The organism is Novosphingobium sp. NBM11, from assembly GCF_015390225.1.
GTDB lineage: Bacteria > Pseudomonadota > Alphaproteobacteria > Sphingomonadales > Sphingomonadaceae > Novosphingobium.
Genome location: NZ_VUOG01000001.1, coordinates 2449706 through 2476640 on the forward strand (window position 1 = coordinate 2449706; position 26935 = coordinate 2476640).

The window sequence follows — 26935 nt, forward strand, 5'->3', positions numbered from 1 at the left end:
CCGCGCGCTTCCTATAGAGGCGGGATGACGTCCTTCTCCCGGCGCGCCCGCCATCTCTGCCTGATCCTTCCCGTCCTGCTGCTGACAGGCACCGTCGCCGAGGCAAGGGCTCCGGCCCGCCGCGCGGCCACAGCGGCAAAGCCCGCGCCGAAAGCATCGGTGCCGTGGCTCTATCGCGGCAGCGACGTGCCGCAGGACAAGGAATGGATCTTCGGCGAACTGCCCAACGGGCTGCGCTATGCCGTGCGTCGCAACGGGGTGCCGCCGGGGCAGGTTTCGATCCGCGTGCTGGTCGATGCCGGCTCGCTTTACGAGACCGACAGCCAGCGCGGTTTCGCGCACCTGATCGAGCACCTGACCTTCCGCGATTCGAAGTACCTGAAATCGGGCGAGGCGGTGCCGACCTGGCAGCGGCTGGGCGCGACGTTCGGCAGCGACACCAATGCCGAGACCACCGCGACGCAGACGGTGTACAAGCTCGACATTCCCGATGCCACGCCGCCCAAGCTGGACGAAACGTTCCGCCTGCTGTCGGGCATGATCACCGCGCCGATCTTCACGCCGCAGGGGGTCAAGACCGAAGTGCCGATCGTGCTCGCCGAAATGCGCGAACGGTCCGGCGCGCAGGCCCGCGCGCTGGACGGCACGCGCGAGCTGTTCTTCAAGGGGCAGCTGCTGGCGGCGCGGTCCCCCATCGGCACGGTGGAGACGCTGCAGGCGGCGACATCGGAAAGCGTCAAGGCGTTCCACGACAAGTGGTACCGGCCCGACAACGCGGTGATCGTGGTGGCCGGCGATGCCGATCCCCAGGCGCTGATCGCGGAGATCACCCAGTGGTTCGGTCCGTGGCAGGGCACCGGCCCCAAGCCGGCGCAGCCCGATTTCGGCAAGCCGGCGGCGCCGGCCGGAGGCGATCCGAAGAACCCGGTGGGCGATGCGCGCGTGCTGGTGGAGCCGGACCTGCCGCGCATCTTCAACTACGCGATCCTGCGCCCGTGGGTGAAAGTCAACGACACCATCCCCTATAACCAGGGCCTGATGGTCGACCGGCTGGCGATGGCGCTGATCAACCGCCGGCTGGAGGCGAAAGCGCGCGCGGGCGGCAGTTTCCTGGCGGCCTCGGTCGAACAGCAGGACATCTCCCGCTCCACCGACGCCACGATCGTCAACGTCACCCCGCTGGGTGACGACTGGAAGGCGGCGGTGCGCGACGTGCGCGCGGTGATCGCCGATGCGCTGACCACGCCGCCGAGCAAGGAAGAGATCGCGCGCGAGGTCGCCGAGTTCGACGTGGCCTTCAAGGTGCCGGTGGAAACGCAGGAAACGCTCGCCGGATCGAAGCTCGCCGACGATATCGTCAACGCCGTCGACATCCGCGAGACGGTGGCATCGCCCGAAACGGTCTACAACGTGTTCAAGAGCAGCATTCCGCTGTTCACGCCGGCCGCCGTGCTCCAGCACACGCGCACGCTGTTCACCGGCACGGTGGTGCGGCCGGTGCTGATCACGCCATCGGCCAGCGATGCGACCGCCGCCGACTTGCGCACCGCGCTGCTGGCGCCGGTCGATGCCGCCAAGGGCAGCCGCCTGGCCGCCTCCACCATCAAGTTCGCCGACCTGCCGCCGATCGGCACGCCGGGCACGGTGGCTTCGGCGCAGAAGACCGGGATTCTCGAAATCGAGCAGCTCGAACTCTCGAACGGGGTCAAGGTGCTGCTGTGGCCCAACGATGCCGAACCGGGCCGGATCATCATGAAAGTGCGCTTCGGCGGCGGCTATGCCGCGATCGATCCGAAGGATGCGGTCTATGGTCCGCTGGCCGAGGCGGCGCTGATGGACAGCGGCTTCGGCAACCTGAGCCGTGAGGATCTGGACCGGCTGGCGACGGGCCGCAAGCTGAGCCTGAACTTCGATATCGACGATACCGATTTCACGATGACGGCCGATACGCGCCCGGCGGACATGGCCGACCAGCTCTACCTGATGGCGGGCAAGCTGGCCATGCCGCGCTGGGACGCGAATCCGGTGCTGCGCGCCCGCGCGGCGGCGCGGTTGCAGTATGAAAGCTATGCCGCTTCGCCCCAGTCGGTGCTGACGCGCGATGCCAACTGGCTGCTCAAGAACCGCGATCCGCGCTATGCCGTGCCGACCCCCGCCGAGCTTGACAAGGCGACGCCCGAGGGCTTCCGCCAGGTGTGGGAGCCGCTGCTGAAGCAGGGGCCGATCGAGATTGACATGTTCGGCGATTTCAAGCGCGAGGACGCGATCACCGCGCTGGAAAAGACCTTCGGCGCGCTGCCGAAGCGCGATCCGGCGCCCGCGTCCACGCTGGCCCCGCACATCCCCGCGCACAACGAGGAACCGCTGGTGCTGACGCACCGCGGCGATGCCAACACCGCCGCCGCGCTGGTCGCCTGGCCGACCGGCGGCGGGCGCGCCGGCGTCCACGAATCGCGCCAGCTCGAACTCCTGGCGCAGATCATCAACAACCGCCTGTTCGACGAGATGCGCGAGAAGATCGGGGCGAGCTATGCGCCGCAGGTGGCCTCGACCTGGCCGCTGGACCTGCCCACCGGCGGATACCTCGCCGCCACGGTGCAGTTGCGCCCGCAGGACCTGCCGGCGTTCTTCGCCGCCGCCGACAAGATCGCCGCCGATCTGGCCGCGACGCCGCCCACCGCCGACGAGATCGCGCGCGTGACCGAGCCGCTCAAGCAGCTGATCACGCGGGCCAGCACGGGCAACGGCTTCTACATGTTCCAGCTGGAAGGCGGGGCGACCGAGCCGCAGAAGTTCGCCGACCTGCGCTCGATCCTGTCCGATTACAGCCAGACCACGCCCGAACGGATGCAGGCCATGGCCGCGCGCTATCTGCGCAAGGACCAGAGCTGGCGGCTGGAAGTGGTGCCGGAAAAGAAGGGGCAATAGCGCGCGTCCGCAACGGTGCGGAAAGCGATCACGGTGATCGCAACGGTTCCTTTGCAATTGTCCACAGGGAGGCGTATGGCCCCGCCCCTTGAAAGGAAGGAAACGTGGCAAGCAACTGGACTGCGGATTCATGGCGGGGACAAGAAGCGCGGCACATGCCGGCTTATCCCGATGCCGAAAAGCTGGGCGAGGTCGAGACGACCCTGACGAGCTTTCCGCCGCTGGTCTTTGCGGGCGAAGCACGCGCGCTGAAGGCCGAGCTGGCGAAAGTGGGCGCGGGCAAGGGTTTCCTGCTCCAGGGCGGGGACTGCGCCGAAAGCTTTGCCGAGTTCCATCCGAACACGATTCGCGACACGTTCCGCGTGCTGCTGCAGATGGCGGTGGTGCTGACCTTCGCCAGCAAGCAGCCGGTGGTGAAGGTCGGCCGCATGGCCGGGCAGTTCGCCAAGCCGCGCTCTTCGCCGGTGGAAGCGCAGGGCGGCGTGGAACTGCCCAGCTACCTCGGCGACAACATCAACGGCATTGATTTCACACCCGAATCGCGGATTCCCGATCCCGACCGGATGCTGCGCGCCTATAGCCAGTCGGCGGCGACGCTGAACCTGCTGCGCGCCTTCGCCGGCGGCGGCTATGCCAATTTGCGGCAGGTCCACCAGTGGACGCTCGATTTCGTCGGCCGCAGCCCGTGGGCGGCGAAGTTCACCGAAATGGCCGACAAGATCGGCGAGGCGCTGGACTTCATGCAGGCCTGCGGCGTCGATCCGTCGAGCGTGCCGCAGCTGCAGGGCACCAGCTTCTACACCAGCCACGAAGCGCTGCTGCTGCAGTACGAGCAGGCGATGACGCGGCAGGATTCGCTGACCGGCGACTGGTATGACACCAGCGCGCACATGCTGTGGATAGGCGACCGCACGCGGTTCGACGGCTCCGCGCACGTGGAATTCCTGCGCGGCGTCGGCAATCCGATCGGCATGAAGTGCGGGCCGAGCCTGGCGCCCGACGCGCTGCTGCGCCTGCTCGACACGCTGAATCCGGCGCGCGAGGCGGGCCGCATCACGCTGATCAGCCGCTTCGGGCACGACAAGGTCGAAGCCGGCCTGCCGGCGCTGGTGCGCGCGGTGAAGCGCGAAGGGCATCCCGTGGTGTGGAGCTGCGATCCGATGCACGGCAACGTGATCAAGGCGGACAACGGCTACAAGACCCGTCCGTTCGACCGTATCCTCTCGGAAGTGAAGGGCTTTTTCGCCGTCCACCGCGCGGAAGGCACCCATGCCGGCGGTATCCACATCGAGATGACCGGCAAGGACGTGACCGAATGCACCGGCGGCGCGATCGCGATCACCCAGGAAGGGCTGGCGGACCGCTATCACACGCATTGCGATCCGCGCCTCAACGCCGGGCAATCGCTGGAACTGGCGTTCCTGCTGGCGGAAATGCTCAACCTGGAACTGGCGGGCAGCAAGGCCGAGGCGGCCTGACCGCCGGATTCGCGGCATGACGCTGGCGCCGGACAGACTGGACCGCTTCGCCCGCCATATCGTGCTGCCCGACGTGGGCGGCGCGGGGCAGGCGAAGCTGGTGCGTTCGCACGTGGTGCTGGTGGGGCTGGGCGGAATCGGCTCGCCCGCGCTGCAATACCTGGCGGGTGCGGGGATCGAGCGGTTCACGCTGATCGACGATGACGTGATCGAGGCGTCGAACCTCCAGCGCCAGACGATCTTTACCCCCGCCGCGATCGGGCGACCGAAGGCAGAGGTTGCGGGCGAATGGTTGCAAGCCTTTGATCCCGCAATCAATTTTGACGTGCGCGTGGCGCGGATCGACCGGGGCAACGCGGCGGAGCTGATCGCCGGCGCGGACCTCGTGCTCGATGGCTGCGACAACTTTGCCACGCGGCTGGCGGTGTCGGACGCCTGCGTGGCGGCTGGCATTCCGCTGACCAGCGCCGCGCTCGGCCGCTTCCAGGGACAGGTGGCGAACTTCGCCGGCCATCGCGCAGGGCATTCCTGCTACCGCTGCTTCGTGGGCGATGCCTTCGATGCCGAGGACTGCGATTCCTGCGCCGATCTGGGCGTGCTGGGGGCGATGGTGGGCATGATCGGCGCGTTCGGGGCGATGCACGCCCTGCGCGCGCTGCTGGAAGGCGTGGCCTCGCTCGGCGATCCGCAGTGGGGCCAGTTGCACGTGTTCGACGGCCTCAAGCCCTCGCTGCGGGCGATGCGCATCGCGAAAGACCCCGAATGCCGGGGGTGTGGCGGCGGTCAGTAGAGCGGGTTCGCGCTGGAATCGCGGAAAGCGCGTCGTCGAAGCCGACCACTCCTCCGCGCCCTCTGCGATCCCTGCGCGACCTATAATCTGATGACATAGCCTTCAATCGTCATTGCGAGGGGCAAAGCCCCGCGGCAATCCAGGGTTGCGCGGGGGGCTCTGGATTGCTTCGCTACGCTCGCAATGACGAAGCGGATCAAACTTGAGTCATCATGCTCTCCACAGTCAGCCTAGCAGTTCGTCCACCCAGGCCGGGACCAGTTCGGTCGCCGGGCCGAGCCGGCTTGCGTCGAACCAGCCGGACCCCTGCGAGCGTTCGAGATTGAGTTCCAGCGTGGCCGCGCCCAGATCGCGCGCGTTGCGGACGAAGCCGGCGGCGGGATAGACCGCGCCCGACGTCCCGATCGAGACGAACAGGTCCGCCGCGCGCAGCGCGTCGTAAATCTCTTCCATGCGATAGGGCATCTCGCCGAACCACACGATGTCCGGCCGCAGCGCCGGGGCGCCGCATACCGGGCAGGGCGGGCGGTCGATCAGCGGCCCGGTCCAGCGCGAACGCGCGTCGCAGGCGGTGCACCAGGCGTTGAGATGCTCGCCGTGCATGTGGAGCACTCTTCTTGCGCCCCCGCGCTCATGCAGGTCATCCACATTTTGCGTCACGATCAGCAGGTTGCCCCGCCATTCCCGGTCCAGCCGCGCGAGCGCGGTGTGGGCGGCATTGGGTTCGCGCGTCTGGATCGCCGCGCGGCGCATGTCGTAGAAGCGCAGCACCAGATCGGGATCGCGCTCGAAGGCTTCGGGCGTGGCAACGTCCTCCACCCGGTGGTTCTCCCACAACCCGCCCGCTCCGCGAAACGTATCGATGCCGCTTTCCGCACTGATGCCCGCACCGGTGAGGATCACGATGTTGCGAATGGCTGCCATCTGGGAGTTATGCCCTCCGAATTATGAACGCGCGCGCCCCCAAAAATCCTGATGCAGGCAAGCACGATCGTTCGCGACTAATGGCTATTGTCTTTCATCGATGTGATTGTGAAGCCGTCTTGCAGGGCAAGCACCTCACCATACCGAGCAAACGCTTCCGCAAGGTCGAGCGTCACTCTCGATAAGCCAAACCGCATCGGGAGGCATTTGGCTGAATTGCGTGTGGAACGAGACCAATACCTTCACAAGGTCATCCTGCCCCACAAAGGTCTAACCCGGCCTATTCATGAGACTGAGGTTCCGGGCTTGTTGGGTGGCGATGCGTTTTCGGTGATGTGATCCGGACGAGCGCCTCTGGCGGTGTTTTTCACCGCGGTGGGATCGATGGGCTTTTCGGGGTTAATGGAGGGGGGCTTGCGGTTCGGCGGCACGGCCGCGCGGGCTATGTAGGAGCAGGCCGAAGGTTGGTGGCGACGGCCTTGAACGTGGCGGCATCGGGGCATGCTGACGCGAAGGCGATGCGGATGCGCGTTGCGGATTCAATGACGCGGGCGGCGACCTTGAGCAACCGGAGGCGGATCGTTGCGAACTCGGCGACGGCAAGCGCGGCAGATTTTGGGATTTCTTGCTGGATCCGCCACAGGAGCCAGTAGGCGGCGGTGTGCAGAATGAGGCGCATCTGGTTGGCATTGGCCGAGCGGCACGAGGTGCGATCGCTGGCGAGCTGGGTCTTGTGCCGCTTGATCAGGTTTTCGGCCTGGCCGCGGGCACAGTAGAGCGTGTCGTAGATGTGCTCGGCCGAGCCTTGGGTCAGCGAAGTGACGACATAGCGGATGTCCATGCCCAGCGTGCTGGCCTCGATCCGGGCGACGACGCGGCGCTGGCCCTTCCAGCTTTTGGCGCCGTAGCGGGTCTCGGCATAGTTTCGCAGGATCACACGCTGCTCCTCGGCCCGCTTGACCGCGCAGGTATCGGCGACGGCGACGATGGCGGGATCGGCCCGCAGCGCAGCGTTGGTTGGCAGGCCGAACACGTAATCGATGCCGTACGCCTCGCAGAACGCCATGACCTCGGGGCGGCCATAGTGCCCGTCACCGCGGATGGTGAGGTGGGTATCGGGCCAGTGCCGGCGGATGTGACGCACCAGACGCCGGATGTGGCCAGCAGCTTCGGCGCCAGATGGCGTCTTGCCGGTGCGAAGCAGCATCGCCACCGGCCGGCCACTGGCGGTGTCGTAGACGTGGATCGGCAGGAAGCAGCGCTCGCCATGGTGCCCGTTCCAGAACGAGAGCTGCTGATAGCCGTGGACGACATCGCAGGTGTCATCGATATCCAACGTCACCGCCGCCGGCGAAGTGGGATAGCTGGCGCAGTAGATATCGATCATGGCGGCCATCAACTTCGCCAGTTCGCGCGTGGTCGGCGCGTTCTCCCAGCGGCTCATCGTGGGTTGGCTCGCAAGCCCGGCACCGGAGCCCGGCAGCTTGCCCAGCGCCAGGCGGAAGCCGGGATCGTCGCGAAGGGCGTCGAGATCGTCGGCATCCTCGTATCCGCAAGCGATCGCGAACACCCGGGCGCGCAGGATGTCGGGCAGCGCATGGATCACCCGGCCAGGGTCACGCGGGTCGGCTATGCAAGCGGCAAGCCGACGGCAGATGCCCATCGCGCGCTCAGCCTGTGCCAGTAGCAGGACGCCGCCGTCCGAGGTCAGCCGACCACCATCAAAGGCGGCTGTGACTTTCCGGCTGCGCACTGCTGGGAATCGGAATGGGTTTGCAGTATCGTCGGTCATGGCGGGGTGGCCTGTGGCATCTTCTGCCCTGCGGCAGGTTCGGCTTAGACACCCAGTTCCTAATTCAGATCAGAGGCTTATGCCACTCCCGCCAACCCTCTCGGCCCAACGCGGTGAATAAGCCGGGCTAACATCCAAGTCTCGCCACGCTCAATCAAAGCGGTAGGCAAAAATCGACCCGCTTGGATCGATGAAACGAATAAATGACGTGATTCGATAAGTGCGATGAGCGTTTTATAGATTGGCGTGGTTAACAAACCGTCTTCAACTTTGCCGTGGGTGCGACGACCCTTCCGTGGCGGTGGCTTCGGACAAAACTAAACCTTTGATTTAATATCTTTTCTAGAAGTCACCAGCTCATCCCCGGGTTTCGCAGGTTTGCCGTCCAGATGCCCGCGCCGGTGCGGACGACGATATTGCGCAGTGCGCGCATCGCGCCCATGAAGCTCCGCGCAAACGGGGTGAGCCATGGCCAGAATCGGAATTATCGGCAGTGAAGGACGCATGGGGCAGGCGCTGTGCGCGGCGGTTGCGGCGGCGGGGCATGATCTGGCGGGCGGAATCGACCGGGGCGGCGATGTGCTGGCGCTGGCGCGGGCGAGCGACGTGCTGGTCGATTTCTCGGCTCCGGCGGCGCTCGAAGGCAATCTCGATGCGGCGGTGTCGGCGGGCGTGCCGATCGTGATCGGCACCACGGGGCTGGAGGAACGCCACCATTTCCTGTGCGATGCGGCGGCGGATGCGGTGGCCGTGCTCCAGACCGGCAACACCTCGCTGGGGGTGACGCTGCTCGCCCATCTGGTGCGCGAGGCGGCGAGCCGGCTGGGCGAGGACTGGGACATCGAGATCGTCGAGACGCACCACCGCATGAAAGTGGACGCGCCTTCGGGCACCGCGCTGCTGCTGGGCGAGGCGGCGGCGAAGGGCCGCGCCGTGTCGCTGGCCGAGGAAGCGGTGCGCGGGCGCGATGGCATCACCGGCGCGCGGAAAGCGGGCACGATCGGCTTCGCTTCGCTGCGCGGCGGCACCGTGGCGGGCGACCACACCGTGCATTTCCTGGCCGACAACGAGCGTGTTTCGCTGTCGCATCTCGCGGAAAACAGGGCGATTTTCGCGCGGGGCGCGGTGCGCGCGGCGGAATGGCTGATCGGGCGCGCGGCCGGGCGCTATACCATGCCGGAGGTGCTGGGGCTTTGAAGAAGGACGCGATCTTCGAGTTCTTCCGGCGGCTGGCGGAAACCAACCCCGATCCGCAGACCGAGCTGGAGTTCGGCAATACCTATCAGCTGCTGGTGGCGGTGGTGCTTTCGGCGCAGGCGACCGACGTGGGCGTCAACAAGGCCACGCGCGCGCTGTTTCGCGACGTGAAGACGCCGCAGGCGATGATCGATCTGGGCGAAGAAGGGCTGAAGCAGCACGTCAAGACGATCGGCCTGTTCAACGCCAAGGCCAGGAACGTGATCGCGCTGTCCGAAATCCTGGTGCGCGATTACGGCGGCGAGGTTCCGGCCGACCGCGACAAGCTGACCGAACTGCCCGGCGTGGGCCGCAAGACCGCCAATGTCGTGATGAACTGCGCGTTCGGCGCGGAGACGTTCGCGGTCGACACGCATATCTTCCGCGTGGGCAACCGCACCGGGCTGGCGAAGGGCAAGACGCCGCTGGCGGTGGAGAAGCAGCTCGAAAAGAAGGTGCCGCAGCCGTTCCGCGTAGGCGCGCACCACTGGCTGATCCTGCACGGCCGCTATATCTGCAAGGCGCGCACGCCCGAATGCTGGCGTTGCCCGGTGATTGACCTTTGCGCCTACAAGGCGAAAACTCCGGCCAAGGGCGTGAAGCCCGACTCCGCGAAGGCGCCCGCCGCGCGCACGAAAACGCGGGGAAGCAAGGAGAGCACGCCATGAAACGCACGGGATACGCCGCCGGCCTGATTCTGGCCACCGCTGCCGCCACCGCGATCGGCGGTTCGATGGGGATGGCCGCCGGGACCAACTCCCCGGACGGACATCGGCGCGACGTGCCCGCCGCCACGCCCACCGGCCCGGCGGTAAGCTGCATTCCGCTGGTCGGGATTCGCGAAAGCCAGGTGCGCGACGACTGGACGATCGATTTCCGCACGGCGGGCAACAAGTGGTACCGCAACACGCTGCCCTATCGCTGCAGTTCGCTGGGCTTCGAGCGGGCGTTCAGCTACGCGACCTCGCTGTCGCAGCTGTGCAACACCGACATCATCACCGTGATTGCCACGGGCGGTGGCGGCGGCCCGCGCGGATCGTGCGGGCTGGGCAGTTTCCAGCCGGTGGAACTGGCGAAGAAGCTGAAAAAGTAGGGTTTTTCTGGCGGCGGGGCGGGGGCGAGGCCTGGCGCCAGACCCTTCCTGTAACGTCACCTCGGGCACTTCGTTACGTTACGTTTTGCGCGGTTTGGGGCCTCATTTCGGGGAGTCCGGGTGCTTTGGCGTTGCGCCGAACCCCTCCTGATCGGGCCTATTGATCCGGATCGAGATTGAGCCCCTTCCGGCCGTGTTCGGGTGTGCCGTGCGGGGGCATCGGCGGTTCGGCATCGGGATCGAGCGGGGGCTGCAACATGCCTTCCCACTTGGTGATGACCGACGTCGCCACCGCGTTGCCGACGACGTTGGTGGCGGTGCGGCCCATGTCGAGGAACGTATCCACGCCGAGCAGCAGCGCCACGCCCTCCACCGGCAGGCCGAACTGCGTCAGCGTGGCCGCGATCACGACGAGGCTGGCGCGCGGCACGCCGGCGATGCCCTTCGAGGTGACCATCAGCGTCAACAGCATGGCGATCTGCTGCCCGGCGGACAGCGGGATGTTGTAAGCCTGCGCGATGAACATCGTGGCGAAGCTGGTGTACATCATCGACCCGTCGAGGTTGAAGCTGTAGCCCAGCGGCAGCACGAAGCCCGATATACGGCGCGGCACGCCGAAGCGATCAAGCTGTTCGAACAGCTTGGGCAGCGCGCTTTCCGAACTGGCGGTGGAAAAGGCGAGCAGCACCGGCTGGCGGATATAGCGCGCGAGCAACAGCGCGCGTTTGCCCAGGAACGCGGTGCCCATCGTGAACAGCAGCGTCCACAGCAGCAGCAGGCCGAAATAGAATTCGCTGACGAACACGCCGTAGGTAATGATAATGCCAAGGCCCTTGGTGGCGATCACGGCGGCGAGCGCACCGAACACCGCAAGCGGGGCAAGGCGCATAACGTAGTCGGTGATCGTGAGCATGACTTGCGCCAGCGCATCGCACCCTTCGACGATCATCGTGCCCTTCTTGCCCAGCGCCGACAGCGCGACGCCGAAGAACAACGAGAAGACAAGCACTTGCAGCACATCGTTGCGCGCCATCGCGTCGATGATGCTGGTGGGGAACACGGCCAGGATGAAGTGACGCAGTGTGAAGTCCGCCGTCGCCAGATCCTTGACCGGCCCCGCCGCCTCGAACGCGAGGCCGACGCCGGGCTGGAACAGGTTGACCAGCACCAGCCCCAGCCCGATCGAGATGAGGCTGGCGGTGATGAACCAGCCCAGCGCCCGCCCGCCGATCCGCCCGAGCGCGGCGCTATCGCCCATGCCGGCGATGCCGCTGACCAGCGTGGCGAAGACCAGCGGCGCGATGATCATCTTGATAAGATGAAGGAAAATCTCCGGCAGCAGCTTCAACAGATCGGCATAGAAGGCGAGCGAGGGATCGCTGGCGGGGTAGGCGCGGTTGAGCGCATAGCCGACGAGAATGCCGGCGATCATGCCGATCACGATGTAGAGGGTAAGGCGCTTGGCCAAGGCACGATCGCTCCCGCTGAAATGTCGCTGCAGTTGTTGCGGCTGAGACTAACGGCCGTATCCGCCCCCCGCAACGCCATCGGCGGGTGTTCATCCACGACAAAGGTGCATAGGTTGCGCCGCGAAAATCAGGAAAGAGGGATGGGATGCAGCATATCAGGGTGGAGCGGCGCGGACGGGTGACGCGGATCGAACTGGCGCGGCCGGAGGTGCTGAACGCCATCAACGCGGCGATGCACGACGAACTGGAGCAGGCGTTCAACGCCTTCGCCGCCGATCCGGAACAGTGGATCTGCGTGGTAACGGGCGCGGGCCGGGCCTTCTGCGCCGGCACCGATCTGAAATCCGTGGTGGCGGAAGGGCGCAAGCCCTATCCGGCGCACGGCTATGCCGGCCTGATCCAGCGGTTCGATTGCGACAAGCCGATCATCGCGGCGGTCAACGGCCTGGCGCTGGGCGGCGGATTCGAGCTGGCGCTGGCCTGCGACATCATCATCGCGGTAGAAAGCGCGGGATTCGGCCTGCCCGAACCGCTGGTGGGCGCGGTGGCGCTGGGCGGTGGCGTGCACCGCCTTGCCCGCCAGATCGGCCTGAAGCAGGCGATGGGCATGATCCTCGCCTCGCGCCGGGTCGACGCGCGCGAGGGCGAGCGGCTGGGCTTCGTGACCGAGGTGGTGCCCGATGGGGACCTGGACGCGGCGGTGGAGCGCTGGACGGCGGCGATCCTGAAAGGCGCGCCGCTTTCCGTCCGCGCGTCCAAGCAGGCGGTGATGCGCGGGCTGGACGAACCCGATCTGGCTTCCGCGCTCGCCAACCAGGCGCGCTATCCCGCGTTCGGGACGTGGTTCAACAGCGCCGATGCCGCCGAAGGGCCGCGCGCCTTCGCCGAAAAGCGCGCGCCGGAATGGCAGGGGCGGTAGGCTTCCTGTGACCGTCTCGTAACGGATTGCACGGCCGTTATCCCGGACGTGATCGGGTATCCCGATTTTTCCGCTATTCCAGTGGGATACCAGGTCAAGCCCGGGATAACGGGGAGGGGGTGAAGCGGGTCTCTGCCGCCTCAGCGCCCGGTCTGCGCGCGGTGCAGCAGCTTCTGGTCGGCCAGCACCAGCGCCATCATCGCTTCCACCACCGGCACGCCGCGAATGCCCACGCACGGATCGTGGCGGCCCTTGGTGAACAGCTCGGTCGCCTCGCCCTCGCGCGTGATCGTGGGCATCGGCGTGAGAATCGACGATGTGGGCTTGAACGCCACGCGCACCACCACCGGCTGGCCGGTGGAAATGCCGCCGGCCACGCCGCCGGCATGGTTGGCGAGGAACGCCGGGCCGTCGTTGCCCTCGTCCGGCCGCTTGGGCCGCATCGGATCGGCGTTGCCTTCGCCGGTGTTGCGCGCGGCGGCGAAGCCATCGCCGATTTCCACGCCTTTCACCGCGTTGATTCCCATCATCGCGTGGGCAAGTTCGGCATCGAGCTTGGCATAGAGCGGCGCGCCCCAGCCGGCGGGGACGCCGGTGGCCACGCATTCGACCACCGCGCCCAGCGATGAGCCGGCCTTGCGCGCCTCGTCCACCCGCTTTTCCCAGCGCGCGGCGGCTTCGGCATCGGGGCAGAAGAACGGATTTCGGCCGATTTCCGCCGCATCGAACCGGGCGGGATCGATCGCGTCGCCGCCGATTTCGCTGACCCAGCCGGTGATCGCCACGCCGTCCAGCACTTTGCGTGCCACCGCGCCCGCCGCCACGCGCGCGGCGGTTTCGCGCGCGGAAGACCGCCCGCCGCCGCGATAATCGCGAAAACCGTACTTGGCGTCATAGGCATAGTCAGCATGGCCGGGGCGATAGGCCTTGGCCACGTCGCCATAGTCCTTCGAACGCTGGTCCACGTTCTCGATCATCAGGCTGATCGGGGTGCCGGTGGTGCGCCGCACGCCGTCGGCCGTCTCGAACACGCCGGAAAGGATGCGGACCTGGTCCGGTTCCTGCCGCTGCGTGGTGAAGCGCGACTGGCCGGGGCGGCGCGCGTCGAGGAACGGCTGGATGTCCGCTTCGGTCAGCGGGATGCCGGGCGGGCACCCGTCGACGACCGCGCCAAGCGCGGGGCCATGGCTTTCCCCCCAGGTGGTGAAGCGGAAGACGTGTCCGAAGCTGTTCAGGCTCATGGGCTGCGGCTTTGTCGGGATTCGCCGGAAATGTCCATGCCGGCATGCTTGTCTGCGATATTCATCGCCGCACTTTGCGCCTATCGCAGAAAATGCGCCCATTTTGGTAACATTCTGTTAGAAAGCGCGCATGTTCATCGTCGTTTTCCGCAACCGCAAGCGCGCCGACATCGATGCCGATGCCTATTCCGTCGATGCCGCGCGCATGGAGCGCCTGGCGCGCACGCAGCCCGGCTTCGTCTCGTTCAAGAGCTACCACGCCGACGATGGCGAGGTGCTGGCGCTGTCCGAATGGGAAAGCGAGGAGGCCGCGCTGGGCTGGCGGCGGCAGGTGGCGCACATCGAGGTGCAGGGGCGTTCGCGCGATGCCTACTACCAGGATTACACGCTTTATGCCGGCAACCCCACGCGGACGCGCCGCTTCTGCCGGGACGGGGCATAGCGCCGCCCGATCGCCGGCGCGCATCCTGCGACAGGCTTAGGATGAGCGGGCGTGGAGCGCCGCATCCGTAATCGCGCCGTTTGCCGCCCATGCCGATCGACGCTAAGGGACTGGAAAGTCTGACGCAAAGGATCGGCGCGTGGCCCTGACCGTTTACGGCATTCCCAACTGCGAGCAATCGAAAGCGGTTGCCGTACAAAATCGTTGCGCGTGAACTCGAGCTTGACTGAGCGCAATATCGACAGGGGCTCCGCCGCCTCGCTTTCCGCGTTCGTTCTCGTGCTTTTGGTGGCGAGCAACTGGAGTGCGGCGGTTTCCAAAAGCGAACTGGCTACAAACGCATTCCTAGCCTTCGCTGGCGCCAGTATGCTGGGGTGCGGCTATTTCCTGCCTCGCTCAGTCAGGCTTTGGTTTCGCAGGAGGCGGAAGTGACGTTAACCATATTCGGAATTGCGAATTGCGAGCAGTTTGCAAGGGTTGTAGGCAAAATTCCCAGAGCGAGGAAGCGGTCATGAACGCTTCTTCTTCTTCCCTAAAGAGATTGCACCTTTATGTGGCCCCGGCGGTGGCTGCTGCTTCCTATTTCTCGGTCCTTCTTCAGGCCAAGTATGATGAAGGGTGGGCAGACGCCATGGGTTGCCATCGGGATAAAGGGTGCCGTTTGGGCGAGTTCAGCCATTTGGAATACGGTATCCTTGGGGCATTGGTGATTTCGAGCTTCGTTCTTGTCTCCGGCGGACGGGGGCGTTGGGGAATCTCCCTCGCCGTCGCGCTAACCCTCTTGAATGGGGCTTTATGGATCGGGATGACCCGCTGATTTCTGAGTGCGGATAGCTGGGACTTAATTGATGGCATTGACCATGTTTGGAATCGCGAACTGCGATACCGTGAAGAAAGCGCGCGTCTGGCTGGAGGCGCGGGGCATCGCCTATACCTTCCACGACTACAAGAAGCAGGGCGCGGACCCGGCGCGGATCGCGGGCTGGGTGGCGCAGGCGGGGCTGGACAAGGTGCTCAACAAGGCGGGCACCACCTTCCGCAAGCTGGACGACGCGGCCAAGTCCGATCTCGACGCGGACAAGGCGGTGGCGCTGATGGCGGAGCATACCTCCACCATCAAGCGGCCGATCGTGGAATATCCCGGTGGGCTGCTGGTGGGGTTCAAGGACGCCGAATGGGCGGCGGCGCTGGGCTGAGCGGCGCGCGCCGGTGAACCCCGTCGAGGCCCTGGCCGCCGTTCTGGGCCTGATCAACATCGCCCTGCTGGTGCGGCGGTCGGTGTGGAACTTCCCCGCCGCCATGGCGATGGTGACGGCCACGGCCTTCGTGCTGTTCCGCGCGCGGCTCTATGGCGAAACCGGGCTGCAGGCGTTCTTTTTCGTGGTCAACGGCTGGGGCTGGTGGCTGTGGAGCCGGGCGAAAGGCGGCGAGGAAGCTGGCGTGCCGGTGGGCTGGATGAGCGCGCGGCAGCGGATCGCGTGGGCCGGGGTGACGGCGGCGCTCAGCCTGTCGCTGGGCTGGGCGATGCACCGCTTCACCAATGCCGCGCTGCCCTTTGCGGATTCGGCGGTGACGGGGGCGAGCATCGCCGCGCAGTTCCTGCTGTCGTTTCGCCGGATCGAGAACTGGGTGCTGTGGATCGCGATCGACGTGGTTTCGATCGCGCTCTATCTGGCGCGGGGGTTGCCGCTGCTGGCGGCGCTGTACGGCGCGTTTCTGGTGATGTCGGCGGTGGGCCTGCGCGCGTGGATCGGCGCGGCGCGGCGGCCGGCGGGGAATGAGGTGTTTGCGTGATCCAGGTCTGTTTTCATGGCGCCGAAAGCACCGGCAAATCGGTGCTGGCCGACCGGTTGCGCAAGCGGTTCGGCTGGCCGTGGGTGCCCGAATACGGGCGTTCGTTCTGCGAAACCATGGGGCTGGAACTGACCATGGGCGACCTGCTGGAGATCGCCGAGGGGCACGACCGGGCAGTGCGGGGGGCGGCGCTGCTCCAGCCGCAGGTGCTGGTGCTGGATACCGATCCGCTGATGACGGCGGCCTGGGCGCAGATGCTGTTCGACGACGTGCCCGAGGCGCTGCTGGCCTATCCCAAGGCGGATCTGTACCTGCTGTTCGAGCCGGACGTGCCGTGGGTGGCCGACGGCACGCGCTTTTTCGGCACCGAAGAGAAGCGCGCGCGCTTCGCCGCGATCGCCGAGGACATGCTGGTGCGCACGGGCGTGACCTATCGCCGGATCGCGGGCGACTGGCCGTTCCGCGAGGCGCAGACGGTGGCGGCGATCGAGGAAGCGTTGCGCCGCGCCGGGTCGAAGCCGCCGGCGCGATAAAGAGTGGCGCGCGGCCCTGTTGGCCCCGCGCGATTCGTGTTATCTACATTCTTGTGAATAACGCGAATCCCCATCTCTATCCCATCAATGTCGATCCGGCGGACATCGACTTCATGGGCCATGTCAACAACGCCAGCTACCTGAAATGGGTGCAGGAGGCGGTGATCGACCACTGGCAGGCGCTGGCCCCGGCGGAAGCGGTGGCGCGGCACCTGTGGGTCGCGCTCAAGCACGAAATCACCTATCGCCGGCCAACTTTTCTGGACGATACGGTGATCGCGCATGTCGTGCTGGAAAAGGTGCAGGGCGCCAAGGCCTTCTACGAAACCGTGATCAAGCGCGGCGAGGACGTGCTGGCCGAAGTCCGTTCCAGCTGGTGCTGCGTGGACGCGGTGACACACCGCCCCGCCCGGCTGGCGCGCGATCTGGTGGAAAAGTTCCTGCCTTCGGGCGAGTGACGCGGCGCCCCGAAATCCGGTAAAACCGATTGTTAACCATATGCGGTTACCATGCCGCTTATGACTACTGCAATCATCGCGCTGCTGCTGACGCCAGCCTTCCTCGCGAAGGCGCTCGTAGCGTTGTCCATGCTGGCCGTGGCCTTGTTCGGCATCCTGAAATGGAAAGCCCGCGCAAGGCGCTCGCGCATCAGCGAGGGCACCTTGCTGCATCTGGCGTTCCTTCGTGGAACGCTGGGGGCGTCGCTCTGGAGCAGCCTGTTTCGCCACAAGACCCACACGGAACTGCTCCCGCGCGTCTTGCACGTCAACCCGTTCCCGCCCGTCACGGCTCTTGCCGGCTGGAAGGTCTGGGCTCTCGCCAAACCGCTGCCGCCCTGAGCGTCTAGCGCAGTTTCACAATACCCAGGCCATCGTTCTTGGCCCGAATTTTCACCGATTCCTCACTGCGGGTGAGCGCCTTGGCAATAGCCTTCAGCGCCATGCCCTTCTTTGCGAGTGTGTGTAGCTTATGTATTTCATCAGCAGTCCAGGGTTGTTTGTGCCGTTCAAAGCGTTCGGCCATGGAATCAGCCCTTTCTTGCCGTGACTATGTAATTGAGTGCGAGATTATCCGACAGGTGCAAACCCTTGGTCGGACTGTAAGCGATACCGATTGGATTACCCATGACCAGGCCTGCTTCGGAGAGCAGGTCATGCAATTCCACCGGGGTGACGAAATCGTCCCAGTGGTGCGTACCGCGGGGCACCATGCCCAGCGTTTCCGCCCCTTCCACCAGCAGCAGGCGAGCAGCTGCCGTGCGGTTGGGGGTGGAAAGGACCATCAGCCCGTCTTCGCCCAGCGCTGCCGCTAGCGCCGCGACGAAGGCAGGTTTGTCGGCCACGTGCTCGATCACCTCCATGGCGGTGACGAGGTCGAAACCGGCAAGGTCCAGTGCGCCGATCTCTCCCAGGCGATAGGTGATGGCCAAGCCACCGCCCGCCGCATGGGTCTGCGCCGCCGCGACGTTCTCTGCCGCCGCGTCGACGCCAGTAACCGCCGCGCCCATCCGGGCAAGCGGTTCGCACAGCAGACCGGCGCCGCAGCCTACATCCAGCGCGCGCCGGCCTGCCAGTGGCTTAAGCGAGCGGGGATTGGTACCGAAATGCGAATCGATGGCGTTTCGGATGAAGCCCAGCCGCACCGGGTTGAGACGGTGCAGCATGGCCGAGGAGCCCTTCGGGTTCCACCAGTCCTGCGCGAGCTTGCCGAAATGCGCCGCCTCCTCCGGGCGAATGGTGGGCGCGAGTGCCGAGGGTGTTGCATTGCTCATGACGCATCCCTAACAGGACGCCCGCCGCACGGCGAGGGGCTGTGCGGGCAAGATTGTTGCGCAGTGCGTTGCGCCCACAGGCAGGAGTACCCCCTTGGCCCGGATCGTGATGAAATTCGGCGGCACATCAATGGCCGGCACCGAGCGCATCCGCCGTGTCGCGCGGATCGTGCAGCGCCAGCAGGCGGCCGGGCACGAAGTGGCGGTGGTGGTTTCGGCGATGGCCGGGGAGACCGACCGCCTCGTCAATTTCTGCCGCGAAGCCAATCCCCTTTATGATCCCGCCGAATACGACGTTGTCGTGGCCAGCGGCGAACAGGTCACGTCGGGGCTGCTCGCGATGCATCTCCAGGCGCTGGGCTGCAAGGCGCGTTCGTGGCTGGGCTGGCAATTGCCCGTCCGCACCGATGACGCCCATGCCAAGGCTCGCATCGAGACGATCGATTCCGACGCCCTGCTGGCCTCGATGGCCGCGGGCGAGATCGCCGTTATTCCCGGTTTTCAGGGACTTACCGCGGACAACCGCGTGACCACGCTGGGCCGGGGCGGTTCCGACACCTCGGCGGTGGCCGTGGCAGCGGCGGTGAAAGCCGACCGCTGCGACATCTATACCGACGTCGACGGCGTCTATACCACCGACCCCCGCATCGTCGCCAAGGCGCGCAAGCTCAAGAACGTGACGTTCGAGGAAATGCTCGAGCTGGCCTCGGTCGGCTCGAAGGTCCTGCAGACCCGCTCGGTCAGCCTTGCCATGAAGGAAGGCGTGCGGGTGCAGGTGTTGTCATCCTTCATCGACGACGACGCGCCGCCGGCGGACAGCATCCCCGGCACGATGATCGTCAGCGAGGATGAACTGATCGGGGAACTGGAAGGATTGGAAATGGAACGTCAGTTGATCACCGGCATCGCCGCCGACAAGAACGACGCCAAGGTCACCCTGACGCGCATTGCCGACCGGCCGGGCGCGGTGGCGACCATTTTCGGCCCGCTGGCCGAAGCCAACATCAACGTCGACATGATCATCCAGAACGTCGCCAAGGACAAGGGCGAGACCGACGTGACCTTCACCGTGCCGCAGGCGGACCTGGCGCGCACGCAGGCGCTGCTGGAAGAGCAGAAGGACACGATCGGCTATTACCGGATCATCGCCGACAGCAAGGTCGCCAAGATCAGCGTCGTGGGCGTGGGCATGCGCAGCCACGCGGGCGTGGCCGGCACGATGTTCAAGGCGCTGGCCGATCGCGGGATCAACATCCAGGCGATTTCTACCAGCGAAATCAAGGTTTCCGTGCTGATCGACGAGGACGAGACCGAACTCGCGGTGCGCGTGCTCCACACCGCCTATGGGCTGGACGCCGCGTAAAAGACTGTTTCTGAAAGCGAAACCCCGCCTCCGGATAGGGGGGTAAACCGGAGGCGGGGCGCGACCCGACTGGCTCTGGGGGAGGGGATGGTGCCAGTCCGGAACGGGGAAGCGGGTTCGCTTCGTGTTGAAACCGGTATAGGCTCTGCCCTCTGATTGGTAAAACGGGATAAAGCGGTCACAGTCATCGCTTGCGCCGATCATTGTCCGCAGCGCACCCTGCTCTTGCCGCCCCGCTCTTGTCGGCGCACGCCGCGCGGCCTAAGGGGCTGCCGCTCTGGCACGGACGATGGGAACCCTGATGACGGCACCTGTGAAGACTTCAGCGCTGATGGCGCGCGGCGCGGCGTTCCTCGGCACCGAACATGCCATCCTGTGCGGCGCGATGAGCTGGGTTTCCGAACGCAATCTGGTGGCCGCGATCAGCAACGCCGGCGGCTTCGGCGTGATCGCCTGCGGCGCGATGACGCCCGAACTGCTCGATGCCGAAATCGCGGGGACCAAGGCGCTGACGGCCCGCCCGTTCGGCGTGAACCTCATCACCATGCACCCCCAGCTGTTCGACCTGATCGCGGTCTGCGCCCGGCACGGCGTGGGCCACGTGGTGCTGGCGGGCGGCATTCCGCCCAAGGGCAGCGTGGAAGCGATCAAGGATTTCGGCGCGAAAGTGCTGGTTTTCGCGCCCACGCTGGCGCTGGCGAAGAAGTTGCTGCGCTCGGGCGCGGACGCGCTGGTGATCGAAGGCAGCGAGGCCGGCGGCCATATCGGCCCGGTGTCCACCAGCGTGCTGGCGCAGGAATTCCTGCCGGCGCTGGCGGAAGAGCACGTGGTGTTCGTGGCCGGCGGCATCGGCCGGGGCGAGATGATCGCCTCCTACCTCGAAATGGGCGCCAGCGGCGTGCAGCTGGGCACGCGCTTTGCCTGCGCCAGCGAATCCATCGCGCATCCCGCGTTCAAGCAGGCGTTCTTCCGCGCCAACGCGCGCGATGCGATCGCCTCGGTCCAGGTCGATCCGCGCCTGCCGGTGATCCCGGTGCGCGCGCTGAAGAACAAGGGCACCGAGGAATTCACCGCCAAGCAGGTGGAAGTGGCGCGGCTGCTGGACCAGGGCACGGTGGACATGGCGGCGGCGCAGCTCGAAATCGAGCATTTCTGGGCCGGCGCGCTGCGCCGCGCGGTGATCGACGGCGATGTCGAGCGCGGATCGATCATGGCCGGGCAATCGGTGGGCATGGTGACGAAGGAGGAACCCGTCACCGCGATCATCGCGCAATTGCTGGCGGAAAGCGAAGCCGCGCTGAACGCGCGCGGCTGAAGCCGGAAAAACCGTCCTGAAATCGTCCCCTAAGTCGTCCCCTAGCTCGTCATTGCGAGGGGCGAAGCCCCGCGGCAATCCAGAGCGCTGGATTGCTTCGCTTGCGCTCGCAATGACGAAATGCCCCGGTCCCGGTGCGCCCTGCCCTAACCGCTGAAGGCAACGACCCCGCCGGTCGATCCGAAGCCGCCTTCGCCGCGCGCGGTTTCGTCCAGTTCGTCCACTTCCAGCCAGCTGGCCTGCGTGACCGGGGCGAGCACCAGCTGCGCCACGCGATCGCCGCGCCGGATGGCGAAGGGTTCGGCGCCCAGGTTGATCAGGATGACCTTCAATTCGCCGCGATAATCCGAATCGATCGTGCCGGGCGTGTTGGGCACGGTGACGCCGTGCTTGAGCGCGAGGCCCGAACGCGGACGGACCTGGATCTCGAACCCTTGCGGAATCGCCACGGCAAGGCCGGTGGCGACGGCATGGCGCGCGCCGGGGGCTAGGGTCACGTCCTCGGCCGAAACCACGTCCATGCCCGCCGCGCCGGCGGTGGCATAGGCGGGCAGCGGCAGGTCCCCGGCGCCGGGGAGGCGCTTGACGCGGACGGGAACGGCGGCGGTTTCAGGCGAGTGCATCGGCAATCCTTTCGACCAGCGCGGAGGCGACCTGGTCCTTGGGCATTTCGGGCAGGCTTTCGACCCCTGCGGCGGTGACGATATGGACCGCGTTCAACGCGCCGCCCATCACGTCGCCCGACACGTCGTTGGCGACGATCCAGTCGGCGCCCTTGCGCGCCAGCTTGGCCTGCGCGTGGGCGATCACGGTCTCGGTCTCCGCCGCGAAGCCGACGACCAGCGGCGGGCGGGCGGGCGAACGGCAGAGCGTGGCGAGAATATCGGGATTTTCGGCAAGGCGCAGCGACGGAATTTCGCCCGAGCCGTCCTTCTTGAGCTTCTGCGGCGCTTCGTCCGCCGCGCGCCAGTCGGCCACGGCGGCGACCATCACGGCGGCGTCGGCGGGCAGCGCGGCCTCGACCGCGGCGGCCATCGCGCGCGCGGTTTCCACGTCCACCCGGTCCACGCCCGGTGGCGTCGGCAACTGGACCGGGCCGGCCACCAGCGTCACCCGCGCACCGGCCCGCGCGGCGGCGGCGGCGATGGCGAAGCCCTGCTTCCCGCTGGAGCGGTTGGCGATGTAGCGCACCGGATCGATCGGTTCGTGGGTGGGGCCGGCGGTGACGACGATGTGCTTGCCGGCGAGCGGGCGCGCGTCGGGGCCGCACATGCCGGCGATCGCCTGCCAGATCGCGGGCGGTTCGGGCAGGCGGCCGGGGCCGTATTCGCCACAGGCCATCGGGCCTTCGTCCGGCTCCAGCACGGTCACGCCATCGGCGCGCAGCGTGGCCACGTTGCGCCGCGTGGCGGGATGGCCCCACATGCGCACGTTCATCGCCGGCACGGCCAGCACCGGCTTGTCGGTGGCCAGCAGCAGCGTGGTGGCCAGATCGTCGGCCACGCCCGCCGCCATGCGGGCGAGCAGATCGGCCGTCGCCGGGCAGACGACGACGAGATCGGCCTGCCGTGACAGCTGGATGTGCCCCATCTCGACCTCGTTCTTGAGGTCCCACAGCGTGGTGTGCACGGGGTTCTCGCTGAGCGCGGCGAGCGTGAGCGGGGTGACGAAGTGCGATCCGCCTTCGGTCAGGACGCACGTGACCGAGCCGCCCTCCTTGCGGATCAGCCGCACCAGTTCGGCGGCCTTGTAGGCGGCGATTCCGCCACCGACGATCAGGAGAATGCGCGGTCCGTTCATCGCCGGCGCTTGTGCAATGCGGTTCGCCCGCGCGCAATCCTTTTGCGCGAAAGGCGAACTTGCGGCACACCGGCCCGAAACGGAGGGACCGATATGCGTCTTGTAGTGACCGCGCTGATTTTCCTGACGGGCCTGTTCGACCTGTTCATGGCGGTTTCGTTCCTGCTCGATCCCGGCAGTGCCGGCGCGGGGCTGGGCGTGGCGGCGATCGGCATGGCCGGTGGGCCGCAGGGCGCGGCGGCGGGGCTTTCGACGATCCGCGCGGACTTCACCTCGTTCTTCGGCGTCGGCGCGTTCTGCATGATGTGGGGCGCCTGGCGCCGCAACGCGGACCTGCTGCTGGTGCCGGCGCTGCTGTTCGGCGTGTCGTTCGTGGGCCGCGCGGTGAACGTGGCGATGGTCGGTCCCTATCCGCAATGGCCCCTGCCGATGGGCGTGGAGGCCTTCCACGTCGCTCTGGCGCTTGCGGCGTGGCGACTGCTGCCGCACACCGGATCAGCGACATCGCCGCTTAGAAGCCGCCCAGGGGCATTTTAGGGCTATCCAGGCGTGGCTCAGGCGTGCGCCGGGTGGTGGTCGCGCAGCCGCTTGGCCATGCGGAACACCCAGCGCTGCGCCGGCCGTTCGAACCAGCGGTGCGAGGCGAAGCCCGCCAGGATGGCGAGGCCCAGGAAAAAGACGAGGAACGCGGGCTGGCTGGCGATGCGGCGCGTGCCCACCGTCTCGTCGATCAGCAACACCAGCATGAGCTGCAAGGGGAAGTGCCACAGGTAGATGCCATAGGAGGCATCGCCCAGCTGCCGGCCGATGGCGAAGCGATCGTGGCGGTCGGCCAGATCGAGCGCGAGCGTGAGGCAGAGCGCGGCGAAGGTGCCGGCAAGGATCACCATGTCGCGCGATTGCCAGCCGTTCCAGGCCCAGAACGCCCCCGCCACCAGCAGCGCGCCCAGCGGCAGCAGCGTGGCCGGGCGCAACCAGCCGCGCAGCGCCATGCCATAGACGGCCACTCCGCCGAAGAAATAGCCGATGCAGGCCATCACGTCCCGGTCGGGCAGCTTGGCGAACACCGCCCAGACGAAGCCCGCCGCGATCGGCAGCCCCAGCGCCAGCGGCGCGCGGCGCAAAGCGGGCAGCGTCAGCCAGAACACCGCATAGGCGAGCATTTCGGTGGAGAGCGACCACGACGGGCCGTTGAACGACTGGTTATCCTGCCATCCCCAGTACTGCATCAGCGGCAGGCTGAGCAGGAAGTGCTTGAGGTTGTTCTGGTGGTAGATGAAATCGGTGCCGTTGAGGCCCGCATAGGCCGCCTGCAGCACCGCCACGAGCATCAGCGTCAGCAGGTGCAGCGGCCACAGCCGGGCCACGCGCGCCAGCCAGAAGCGCCCGCGCCTCTGCGTGTCGGCCAGATAGACGTGCGCGAAGACGAAGCCCGAGACCGCCCAGAAATACTGCACGGCGGTGTGGCCGTAGTCGTAGAGCCAGGCGAGCGCGTGGTAGAGCGGCACCACCGCCGAGCGCCGGACGTGGAAGCCGTATTCGACCGGCGGCACGAAGAAGTGCTGGTAATGCCAGAACAGCACGGCCACCGCCGCGAGCAGGCGCGAGAAATCGAGCGCGTTGAAGTGCCTCTTGGAAAGCCGCAGGCGGCCTTTCGCCGAAGGAGGCGCGGCGTTCATCCCCACCAGCCCAGCAGGCTGCCGGCGAGCGTGAGGCCCGCGCCCGCCGCGAAGGCCAGCGCATAGCCGGCCCAGCCGCCGGACGAGGTGCCCCGCTTGCGTTCCCACATCAGTTCCACGGCGGGCAGTGGCGGCGGTTCGGGCGCGCCGCCCTTGGCGGGGAAGCGGTCCTCGATCCGGCGGACCAGCGCGGGCAGGCGCAGCAGCGTTTCGGCATCCTCGCGGATGCGATCGGCAATCGCGGATTCGGGGCCGAGTTCGTCGCGGATCCAGCTGCGCACGAACGGCGCGGCGGTATCCCACATGTTGATGTCGGGATCGAGCTGGGTGGCGATCCCTTCGACCATGACCATCGATTTCTGCAGCAGCAGCAGGTGCGGCTGGGTCTGCATGTCGAAATCGCGGGTGATCGCGAACAGCCCGTCGAGCATCTGGCCCACCGAAAGCTCGCTGACCGGCTTGCCGCGCATCGGTTCGCCCACGGCGCGCAGCGCGGTCGCGAATTCGTCGACCGAATGGTAGCTCGGCACGTATTGCGCCTCGAAATGGATCTCGGCCACGCGGCGGTAGTTGCCGGTGGTGAGGCCATAGAGGATTTCGGCGAGCCACGCGCGGGCGCGCCGGTCGATGCGGCCCATGATGCCGAAATCGATCGCGGCGATGGTGCCGTCGGCTTCGACGAACAGGTTGCCCTGGTGCATGTCGGCATGGAAGAAGCCGCCGCTGATCGCCTGGTTCAGGAAGGCGAGCACCAGCCGGCTGGCCAGCGCCTTGCGATCGTGCCCGGCGGCGTCGAGCGCGGCGTTGTCGCTGATCTTGATGCCGTCGATCCAGTCGAGCGTCATCACCCGGCCGTTGGTGCGGTCCCAGTCGATCGCGGGGATGCGATAGCCGGGGAAGGCGTGCATCTGTTCGGCGAGTTCGGAGGCGGAGGCGGCCTCGCGCCGCAGGTCCAGCTCGCGCACGGTCCAGCGCTTGAAGTTGGCGATGACAAGGCGCGGGCGCAGGCGGCTCGCCTCGCCGCCCAGCGCTTCCAGGTGCGCGGCGGCCCATTCGTAGGTCTCGATATCGCGCGTGAACTTCTCGCGCACGCCGGGGCGCAGCACCTTGACCGCCACCTCGCGCCCTTCGGTGGTGGTGGCGCGGTGGACCTGCGCGACCGAGGCGGCGCCGACCGGTTCGGGATCGAATTCCGCGAACATCGCTTCCAGCGGGCGCTCGAACGTGGTCTCGATCTCGTGCCGGATGTGCTTGAACGCCACCGGGGGCAGGCGGTCCTGCAGGCTCAGCAGGTTGCGCGCGGCTTCCTCGCCCACCAGATCGGGCCGGGTGGCCAGCGTCTGCCCCAGCTTGATCGCCGCCGGGCCGATCGCGCGGAAGGCGCCGGCGTAGTCGGGCTCCGCCGGCTGGCGCGTGCCGAACCGGGCGATGCGGCACAGGCGGCGCACCGGCGCGGGCGTGTTGGGGCTCTGTTCGAGCAGGCGCAGCGCGCCGTGCCGCGCCAGCACGCGGCCCCAGCCCAGCAGGCGGCGGATATGGGTGGCGGGCAGGGTCAAGGCCGGCGTTCCCTCAGACCTTCCAGCCCGAATGGATGGCGACAAGGCCGCCCAGGATCGGTTCGACCTTGGTGTGCCGGAAGCCCGCCGCGCGGATCATCCCCTCGAATTGCGGCATCGGCGGAAAGCGGCGGATCGATTCGATCAGGTAGCGATAGCTGTCGGCATCGCCGGCGATGGCCTGCCCGATCTTCGGCACCAGCTTGTGCGAATAGGCGTCATAGACCTCGGAGAAGCCCGGCCATTCGGTGGTCGAGAATTCCAGGCAGAAGAACCGCCCGCCGAACTTGAGCACGCGGAAAGCCTCGGCCAGCGCCCGGTCGATATGCGTAACGTTACGGATTCCGAAGGCGATCGTGTAGGCATCGAAGAAGCGATCGCCGAAGCTCAGTTCCTCGGCGTTCTGGCGCGACCAGACGAGGCCGTCGATGCCGCGCTTCATCGCCCGTTCGATGCCCACGTCGAGCATGTCCTGGTTGATGTCGGACACGGTGATCGCCGCGCCCGAAGCCGCCATGCGGAAGGCGATGTCGCCGGTGCCGCCGGCCATGTCGAGAATCGATTCGCCCTCGCGCGGCTTCACCCGCTTGACGAACCGGTCCTTCCACAGCCGGTGCATCCCCACCGACATGGCATCATTCATCACGTCGTATTTGCGCGCGACGCTGGAAAAGACCGCGCCGACGCGGGCGATCTTCTCCTCGGCGGGAACGTCCTCGTAGCCGAAGGACGCGGTTTCGCCCTGCGTGTTGCCCGTTCCGGCGGTGTCCGTTGCGGTGCCCGATGTGCCAGTGTTCATGCCAAGCGCCTTT

The 26935-nt window shown here is 66.8% G+C and carries 28 protein-coding genes; 17 read left to right on the top strand and 11 right to left on the bottom strand.

Annotation, left to right across the window (positions count from 1 at the left end):
- The first annotated feature begins 24 nt into the window (after nt 1–24).
- From F1640_RS11765 to F1640_RS11775, 3 genes are all read left to right on the top strand, one after another.
- Nucleotides 25–2928 (top strand): pitrilysin family protein, encoded by a 2904-nt coding sequence (locus F1640_RS11765; protein ID WP_194919325.1) that lies wholly within the window; start codon nt 25–27, stop codon nt 2926–2928.
- Nucleotides 2929–3032: 104 nt separating this feature from the next.
- On the top strand, nt 3033–4406 hold the full coding sequence (locus F1640_RS11770) for a class II 3-deoxy-7-phosphoheptulonate synthase (protein ID WP_124809719.1): 1374 nt from the start codon (nt 3033–3035) through the stop codon (nt 4404–4406).
- A 16-nt stretch (nt 4407–4422) separates the two neighbouring features.
- Nucleotides 4423–5196, top strand: coding sequence for a HesA/MoeB/ThiF family protein (locus F1640_RS11775; RefSeq protein ID WP_194919326.1), 774 nt, complete (start codon nt 4423–4425; stop codon nt 5194–5196).
- A gap of 225 nt (nt 5197–5421) precedes the next feature.
- Here the strand turns inward: F1640_RS11775 and F1640_RS11780 are convergent, their stop codons facing one another.
- Entirely contained in the window at nt 5422–6120 is a 699-nt protein-coding gene (locus F1640_RS11780) for an NAD-dependent deacylase (protein WP_194919327.1), read from the bottom strand.
- Nucleotides 6121–6562: 442 nt separating this feature from the next.
- A complete protein-coding gene (locus tag F1640_RS11785; RefSeq protein WP_194917264.1) occupies nt 6563–7912 on the bottom strand; it encodes an IS1380 family transposase in 1350 nt (449 codons plus the stop codon).
- Nucleotides 7913–8380: 468 nt separating this feature from the next.
- On the opposite strand from F1640_RS11785, the gene dapB reads away from it, so the two are divergent.
- The 3 genes from dapB to F1640_RS11800 are packed head-to-tail and all read left to right on the top strand — an operon-like array spanning nt 8381 to nt 10241.
- Nucleotides 8381–9109, top strand: coding sequence for a 4-hydroxy-tetrahydrodipicolinate reductase (dapB, locus tag F1640_RS11790; RefSeq protein WP_194919328.1), 729 nt, complete (start codon nt 8381–8383; stop codon nt 9107–9109).
- On the top strand, nt 9106–9816 hold the full coding sequence (gene nth, locus F1640_RS11795; RefSeq protein WP_194919329.1) for an endonuclease III: 711 nt from the start codon (nt 9106–9108) through the stop codon (nt 9814–9816). Before dapB ends, nth begins: the two co-directional genes overlap by 4 nt.
- On the top strand, nt 9813–10241 hold the full coding sequence (locus F1640_RS11800) for a hypothetical protein (RefSeq protein WP_194919330.1): 429 nt from the start codon (nt 9813–9815) through the stop codon (nt 10239–10241). Before nth ends, F1640_RS11800 begins: the two co-directional genes overlap by 4 nt.
- Before the next feature lie 157 nt (nt 10242–10398).
- Here F1640_RS11800 and F1640_RS11805 read toward each other — a convergent pair whose 3' ends face one another.
- On the bottom strand, nt 10399–11709 hold the full coding sequence (locus F1640_RS11805) for a dicarboxylate/amino acid:cation symporter (protein ID WP_194919332.1): 1311 nt from the start codon (nt 11707–11709) through the stop codon (nt 10399–10401).
- Nucleotides 11710–11855: 146 nt separating this feature from the next.
- On the opposite strand from F1640_RS11805, the gene F1640_RS11810 reads away from it, so the two are divergent.
- On the top strand, nt 11856–12629 hold the full coding sequence (locus F1640_RS11810) for an enoyl-CoA hydratase-related protein (protein WP_125954473.1): 774 nt from the start codon (nt 11856–11858) through the stop codon (nt 12627–12629).
- Between the two features lie 140 nt (nt 12630–12769).
- Here F1640_RS11810 and aroC read toward each other — a convergent pair whose 3' ends face one another.
- Nucleotides 12770–13870, bottom strand: coding sequence for a chorismate synthase (aroC, locus tag F1640_RS11815; RefSeq protein ID WP_194919333.1), 1101 nt, complete (start codon nt 13868–13870; stop codon nt 12770–12772).
- Between the two features lie 130 nt (nt 13871–14000).
- Between aroC and F1640_RS11820 the strand changes: the two genes are divergently transcribed.
- The 7 genes from F1640_RS11820 (at nt 14001) to F1640_RS11850 (ending at nt 17478) form a co-directional block, all read left to right on the top strand.
- Entirely contained in the window at nt 14001–14312 is a 312-nt protein-coding gene (locus F1640_RS11820) for an antibiotic biosynthesis monooxygenase (protein ID WP_125954475.1), read from the top strand.
- 511 nt (nt 14313–14823) lie between these two features.
- Complete coding sequence (locus tag F1640_RS11825; RefSeq protein ID WP_194919335.1) at nt 14824–15129, top strand: hypothetical protein; 306 nt, start codon at nt 14824–14826, stop codon at nt 15127–15129.
- Between the two features lie 31 nt (nt 15130–15160).
- Entirely contained in the window at nt 15161–15508 is a 348-nt protein-coding gene (locus F1640_RS11830) for an arsenate reductase (RefSeq protein WP_194919337.1), read from the top strand.
- Between the two features lie 13 nt (nt 15509–15521).
- Nucleotides 15522–16106 (top strand): nicotinamide riboside transporter PnuC, encoded by a 585-nt coding sequence (gene pnuC, locus F1640_RS11835; RefSeq protein ID WP_125954478.1) that lies wholly within the window; start codon nt 15522–15524, stop codon nt 16104–16106.
- A complete protein-coding gene (locus F1640_RS11840; RefSeq protein ID WP_194919339.1) occupies nt 16103–16639 on the top strand; it encodes an AAA family ATPase in 537 nt (178 codons plus the stop codon). The genes pnuC and F1640_RS11840 overlap by 4 nt, the downstream gene beginning before the upstream one ends.
- 53 nt (nt 16640–16692) lie before the next feature.
- Nucleotides 16693–17097: a thioesterase family protein gene (locus F1640_RS11845; protein WP_124809733.1), complete on the top strand. Its 405-nt coding sequence runs from the start codon at nt 16693–16695 to the stop codon at nt 17095–17097.
- Nucleotides 17098–17157: 60 nt separating this feature from the next.
- Nucleotides 17158–17478, top strand: a complete 321-nt coding sequence (locus tag F1640_RS11850; protein ID WP_194919341.1) for a DUF1294 domain-containing protein — start codon at nt 17158–17160, stop codon at nt 17476–17478.
- Between the two features lie 4 nt (nt 17479–17482).
- Here F1640_RS11850 and F1640_RS11855 read toward each other — a convergent pair whose 3' ends face one another.
- Both F1640_RS11855 and ubiG read right to left on the bottom strand, forming a co-directional pair.
- Nucleotides 17483–17662: a hypothetical protein gene (locus F1640_RS11855; protein ID WP_124809735.1), complete on the bottom strand. Its 180-nt coding sequence runs from the start codon at nt 17660–17662 to the stop codon at nt 17483–17485.
- Nucleotides 17663–17666: 4 nt separating this feature from the next.
- Nucleotides 17667–18410 carry a bifunctional 2-polyprenyl-6-hydroxyphenol methylase/3-demethylubiquinol 3-O-methyltransferase UbiG gene (gene ubiG, locus F1640_RS11860; protein WP_124809736.1) on the bottom strand — a complete coding sequence of 248 codons (744 nt, stop codon included), beginning with the start codon at nt 18408–18410 and terminating at the stop codon, nt 17667–17669.
- Between the two features lie 109 nt (nt 18411–18519).
- Between ubiG and F1640_RS11865 the strand changes: the two genes are divergently transcribed.
- Together F1640_RS11865 and F1640_RS11870 are read left to right on the top strand one after the other, a co-directional pair.
- On the top strand, nt 18520–19773 hold the full coding sequence (locus tag F1640_RS11865; protein ID WP_194921405.1) for an aspartate kinase: 1254 nt from the start codon (nt 18520–18522) through the stop codon (nt 19771–19773).
- A gap of 301 nt (nt 19774–20074) precedes the next feature.
- Nucleotides 20075–21088 carry a nitronate monooxygenase family protein gene (locus F1640_RS11870; RefSeq protein WP_194919343.1) on the top strand — a complete coding sequence of 338 codons (1014 nt, stop codon included), beginning with the start codon at nt 20075–20077 and terminating at the stop codon, nt 21086–21088.
- 146 nt (nt 21089–21234) lie between these two features.
- On the opposite strand, the gene dut is transcribed toward F1640_RS11870, so the two are convergent.
- Both dut and coaBC read right to left on the bottom strand, forming a co-directional pair.
- Nucleotides 21235–21711 carry a dUTP diphosphatase gene (gene dut, locus F1640_RS11875; protein WP_194919345.1) on the bottom strand — a complete coding sequence of 159 codons (477 nt, stop codon included), beginning with the start codon at nt 21709–21711 and terminating at the stop codon, nt 21235–21237.
- Complete coding sequence (gene coaBC, locus F1640_RS11880; protein WP_194919347.1) at nt 21698–22888, bottom strand: bifunctional phosphopantothenoylcysteine decarboxylase/phosphopantothenate--cysteine ligase CoaBC; 1191 nt, start codon at nt 22886–22888, stop codon at nt 21698–21700. The genes dut and coaBC overlap by 14 nt, the downstream gene beginning before the upstream one ends.
- Before the next feature lie 93 nt (nt 22889–22981).
- On the opposite strand from coaBC, the gene F1640_RS11885 reads away from it, so the two are divergent.
- Entirely contained in the window at nt 22982–23425 is a 444-nt protein-coding gene (locus F1640_RS11885) for a hypothetical protein (RefSeq protein ID WP_194919349.1), read from the top strand.
- Between the two features lie 17 nt (nt 23426–23442).
- On the opposite strand, the gene F1640_RS11890 is transcribed toward F1640_RS11885, so the two are convergent.
- The 3 genes from F1640_RS11890 to F1640_RS11900 are packed head-to-tail and all read right to left on the bottom strand — an operon-like array spanning nt 23443 to nt 26922.
- Nucleotides 23443–24567, bottom strand: coding sequence for an acyltransferase (locus tag F1640_RS11890; protein ID WP_194919351.1), 1125 nt, complete (start codon nt 24565–24567; stop codon nt 23443–23445).
- Nucleotides 24564–26123, bottom strand: coding sequence for a 2-polyprenylphenol 6-hydroxylase (gene ubiB, locus F1640_RS11895; RefSeq protein ID WP_194919353.1), 1560 nt, complete (start codon nt 26121–26123; stop codon nt 24564–24566). Before ubiB ends, F1640_RS11890 begins: the two co-directional genes overlap by 4 nt.
- A 13-nt stretch (nt 26124–26136) precedes the next feature.
- Nucleotides 26137–26922, bottom strand: a complete 786-nt coding sequence (locus F1640_RS11900; protein WP_194919355.1) for a class I SAM-dependent methyltransferase — start codon at nt 26920–26922, stop codon at nt 26137–26139.
- Nucleotides 26923–26935: the final 13 nt, after the last annotated feature.

What these genes read in the sequence shown, in the direction of transcription:
- F1640_RS11765 (WP_194919325.1), top strand. Translation starts at nt 25, where the DNA reads ATGACGTCCTTCTCCCGGCGCGCCCGCCATCTCTGCCTGATCCTTCCC.
- F1640_RS11775 (WP_194919326.1), top strand. Translation starts at nt 4,423, where the DNA reads ATGACGCTGGCGCCGGACAGACTGGACCGCTTCGCCCGCCATATCGTG.
- F1640_RS11780 (WP_194919327.1), bottom strand. Translation starts at nt 6,120, where the DNA reads ATGGCAGCCATTCGCAACATCGTGATCCTCACCGGTGCGGGCATCAGT.
- F1640_RS11785 (WP_194917264.1), bottom strand. Translation starts at nt 7,912, where the DNA reads ATGACCGACGATACTGCAAACCCATTCCGATTCCCAGCAGTGCGCAGC.
- dapB (WP_194919328.1), top strand. Translation starts at nt 8,381, where the DNA reads ATGGCCAGAATCGGAATTATCGGCAGTGAAGGACGCATGGGGCAGGCG.
- F1640_RS11800 (WP_194919330.1), top strand. Translation starts at nt 9,813, where the DNA reads ATGAAACGCACGGGATACGCCGCCGGCCTGATTCTGGCCACCGCTGCC.
- F1640_RS11810 (WP_125954473.1), top strand. Translation starts at nt 11,856, where the DNA reads ATGCAGCATATCAGGGTGGAGCGGCGCGGACGGGTGACGCGGATCGAA.
- aroC (WP_194919333.1), bottom strand. Translation starts at nt 13,870, where the DNA reads ATGAGCCTGAACAGCTTCGGACACGTCTTCCGCTTCACCACCTGGGGG.
- F1640_RS11820 (WP_125954475.1), top strand. Translation starts at nt 14,001, where the DNA reads ATGTTCATCGTCGTTTTCCGCAACCGCAAGCGCGCCGACATCGATGCC.
- F1640_RS11825 (WP_194919335.1), top strand. Translation starts at nt 14,824, where the DNA reads ATGAACGCTTCTTCTTCTTCCCTAAAGAGATTGCACCTTTATGTGGCC.
- F1640_RS11830 (WP_194919337.1), top strand. Translation starts at nt 15,161, where the DNA reads ATGGCATTGACCATGTTTGGAATCGCGAACTGCGATACCGTGAAGAAA.
- F1640_RS11850 (WP_194919341.1), top strand. Translation starts at nt 17,158, where the DNA reads ATGACTACTGCAATCATCGCGCTGCTGCTGACGCCAGCCTTCCTCGCG.
- F1640_RS11855 (WP_124809735.1), bottom strand. Translation starts at nt 17,662, where the DNA reads ATGGCCGAACGCTTTGAACGGCACAAACAACCCTGGACTGCTGATGAA.
- ubiG (WP_124809736.1), bottom strand. Translation starts at nt 18,410, where the DNA reads ATGAGCAATGCAACACCCTCGGCACTCGCGCCCACCATTCGCCCGGAG.
- F1640_RS11865 (WP_194921405.1), top strand. Translation starts at nt 18,520, where the DNA reads ATGAAATTCGGCGGCACATCAATGGCCGGCACCGAGCGCATCCGCCGT.
- F1640_RS11870 (WP_194919343.1), top strand. Translation starts at nt 20,075, where the DNA reads ATGACGGCACCTGTGAAGACTTCAGCGCTGATGGCGCGCGGCGCGGCG.
- dut (WP_194919345.1), bottom strand. Translation starts at nt 21,711, where the DNA reads ATGCACTCGCCTGAAACCGCCGCCGTTCCCGTCCGCGTCAAGCGCCTC.
- coaBC (WP_194919347.1), bottom strand. Translation starts at nt 22,888, where the DNA reads ATGAACGGACCGCGCATTCTCCTGATCGTCGGTGGCGGAATCGCCGCC.
- F1640_RS11885 (WP_194919349.1), top strand. Translation starts at nt 22,982, where the DNA reads ATGCGTCTTGTAGTGACCGCGCTGATTTTCCTGACGGGCCTGTTCGAC.
- F1640_RS11890 (WP_194919351.1), bottom strand. Translation starts at nt 24,567, where the DNA reads ATGAACGCCGCGCCTCCTTCGGCGAAAGGCCGCCTGCGGCTTTCCAAG.
- F1640_RS11900 (WP_194919355.1), bottom strand. Translation starts at nt 26,922, where the DNA reads ATGAACACTGGCACATCGGGCACCGCAACGGACACCGCCGGAACGGGC.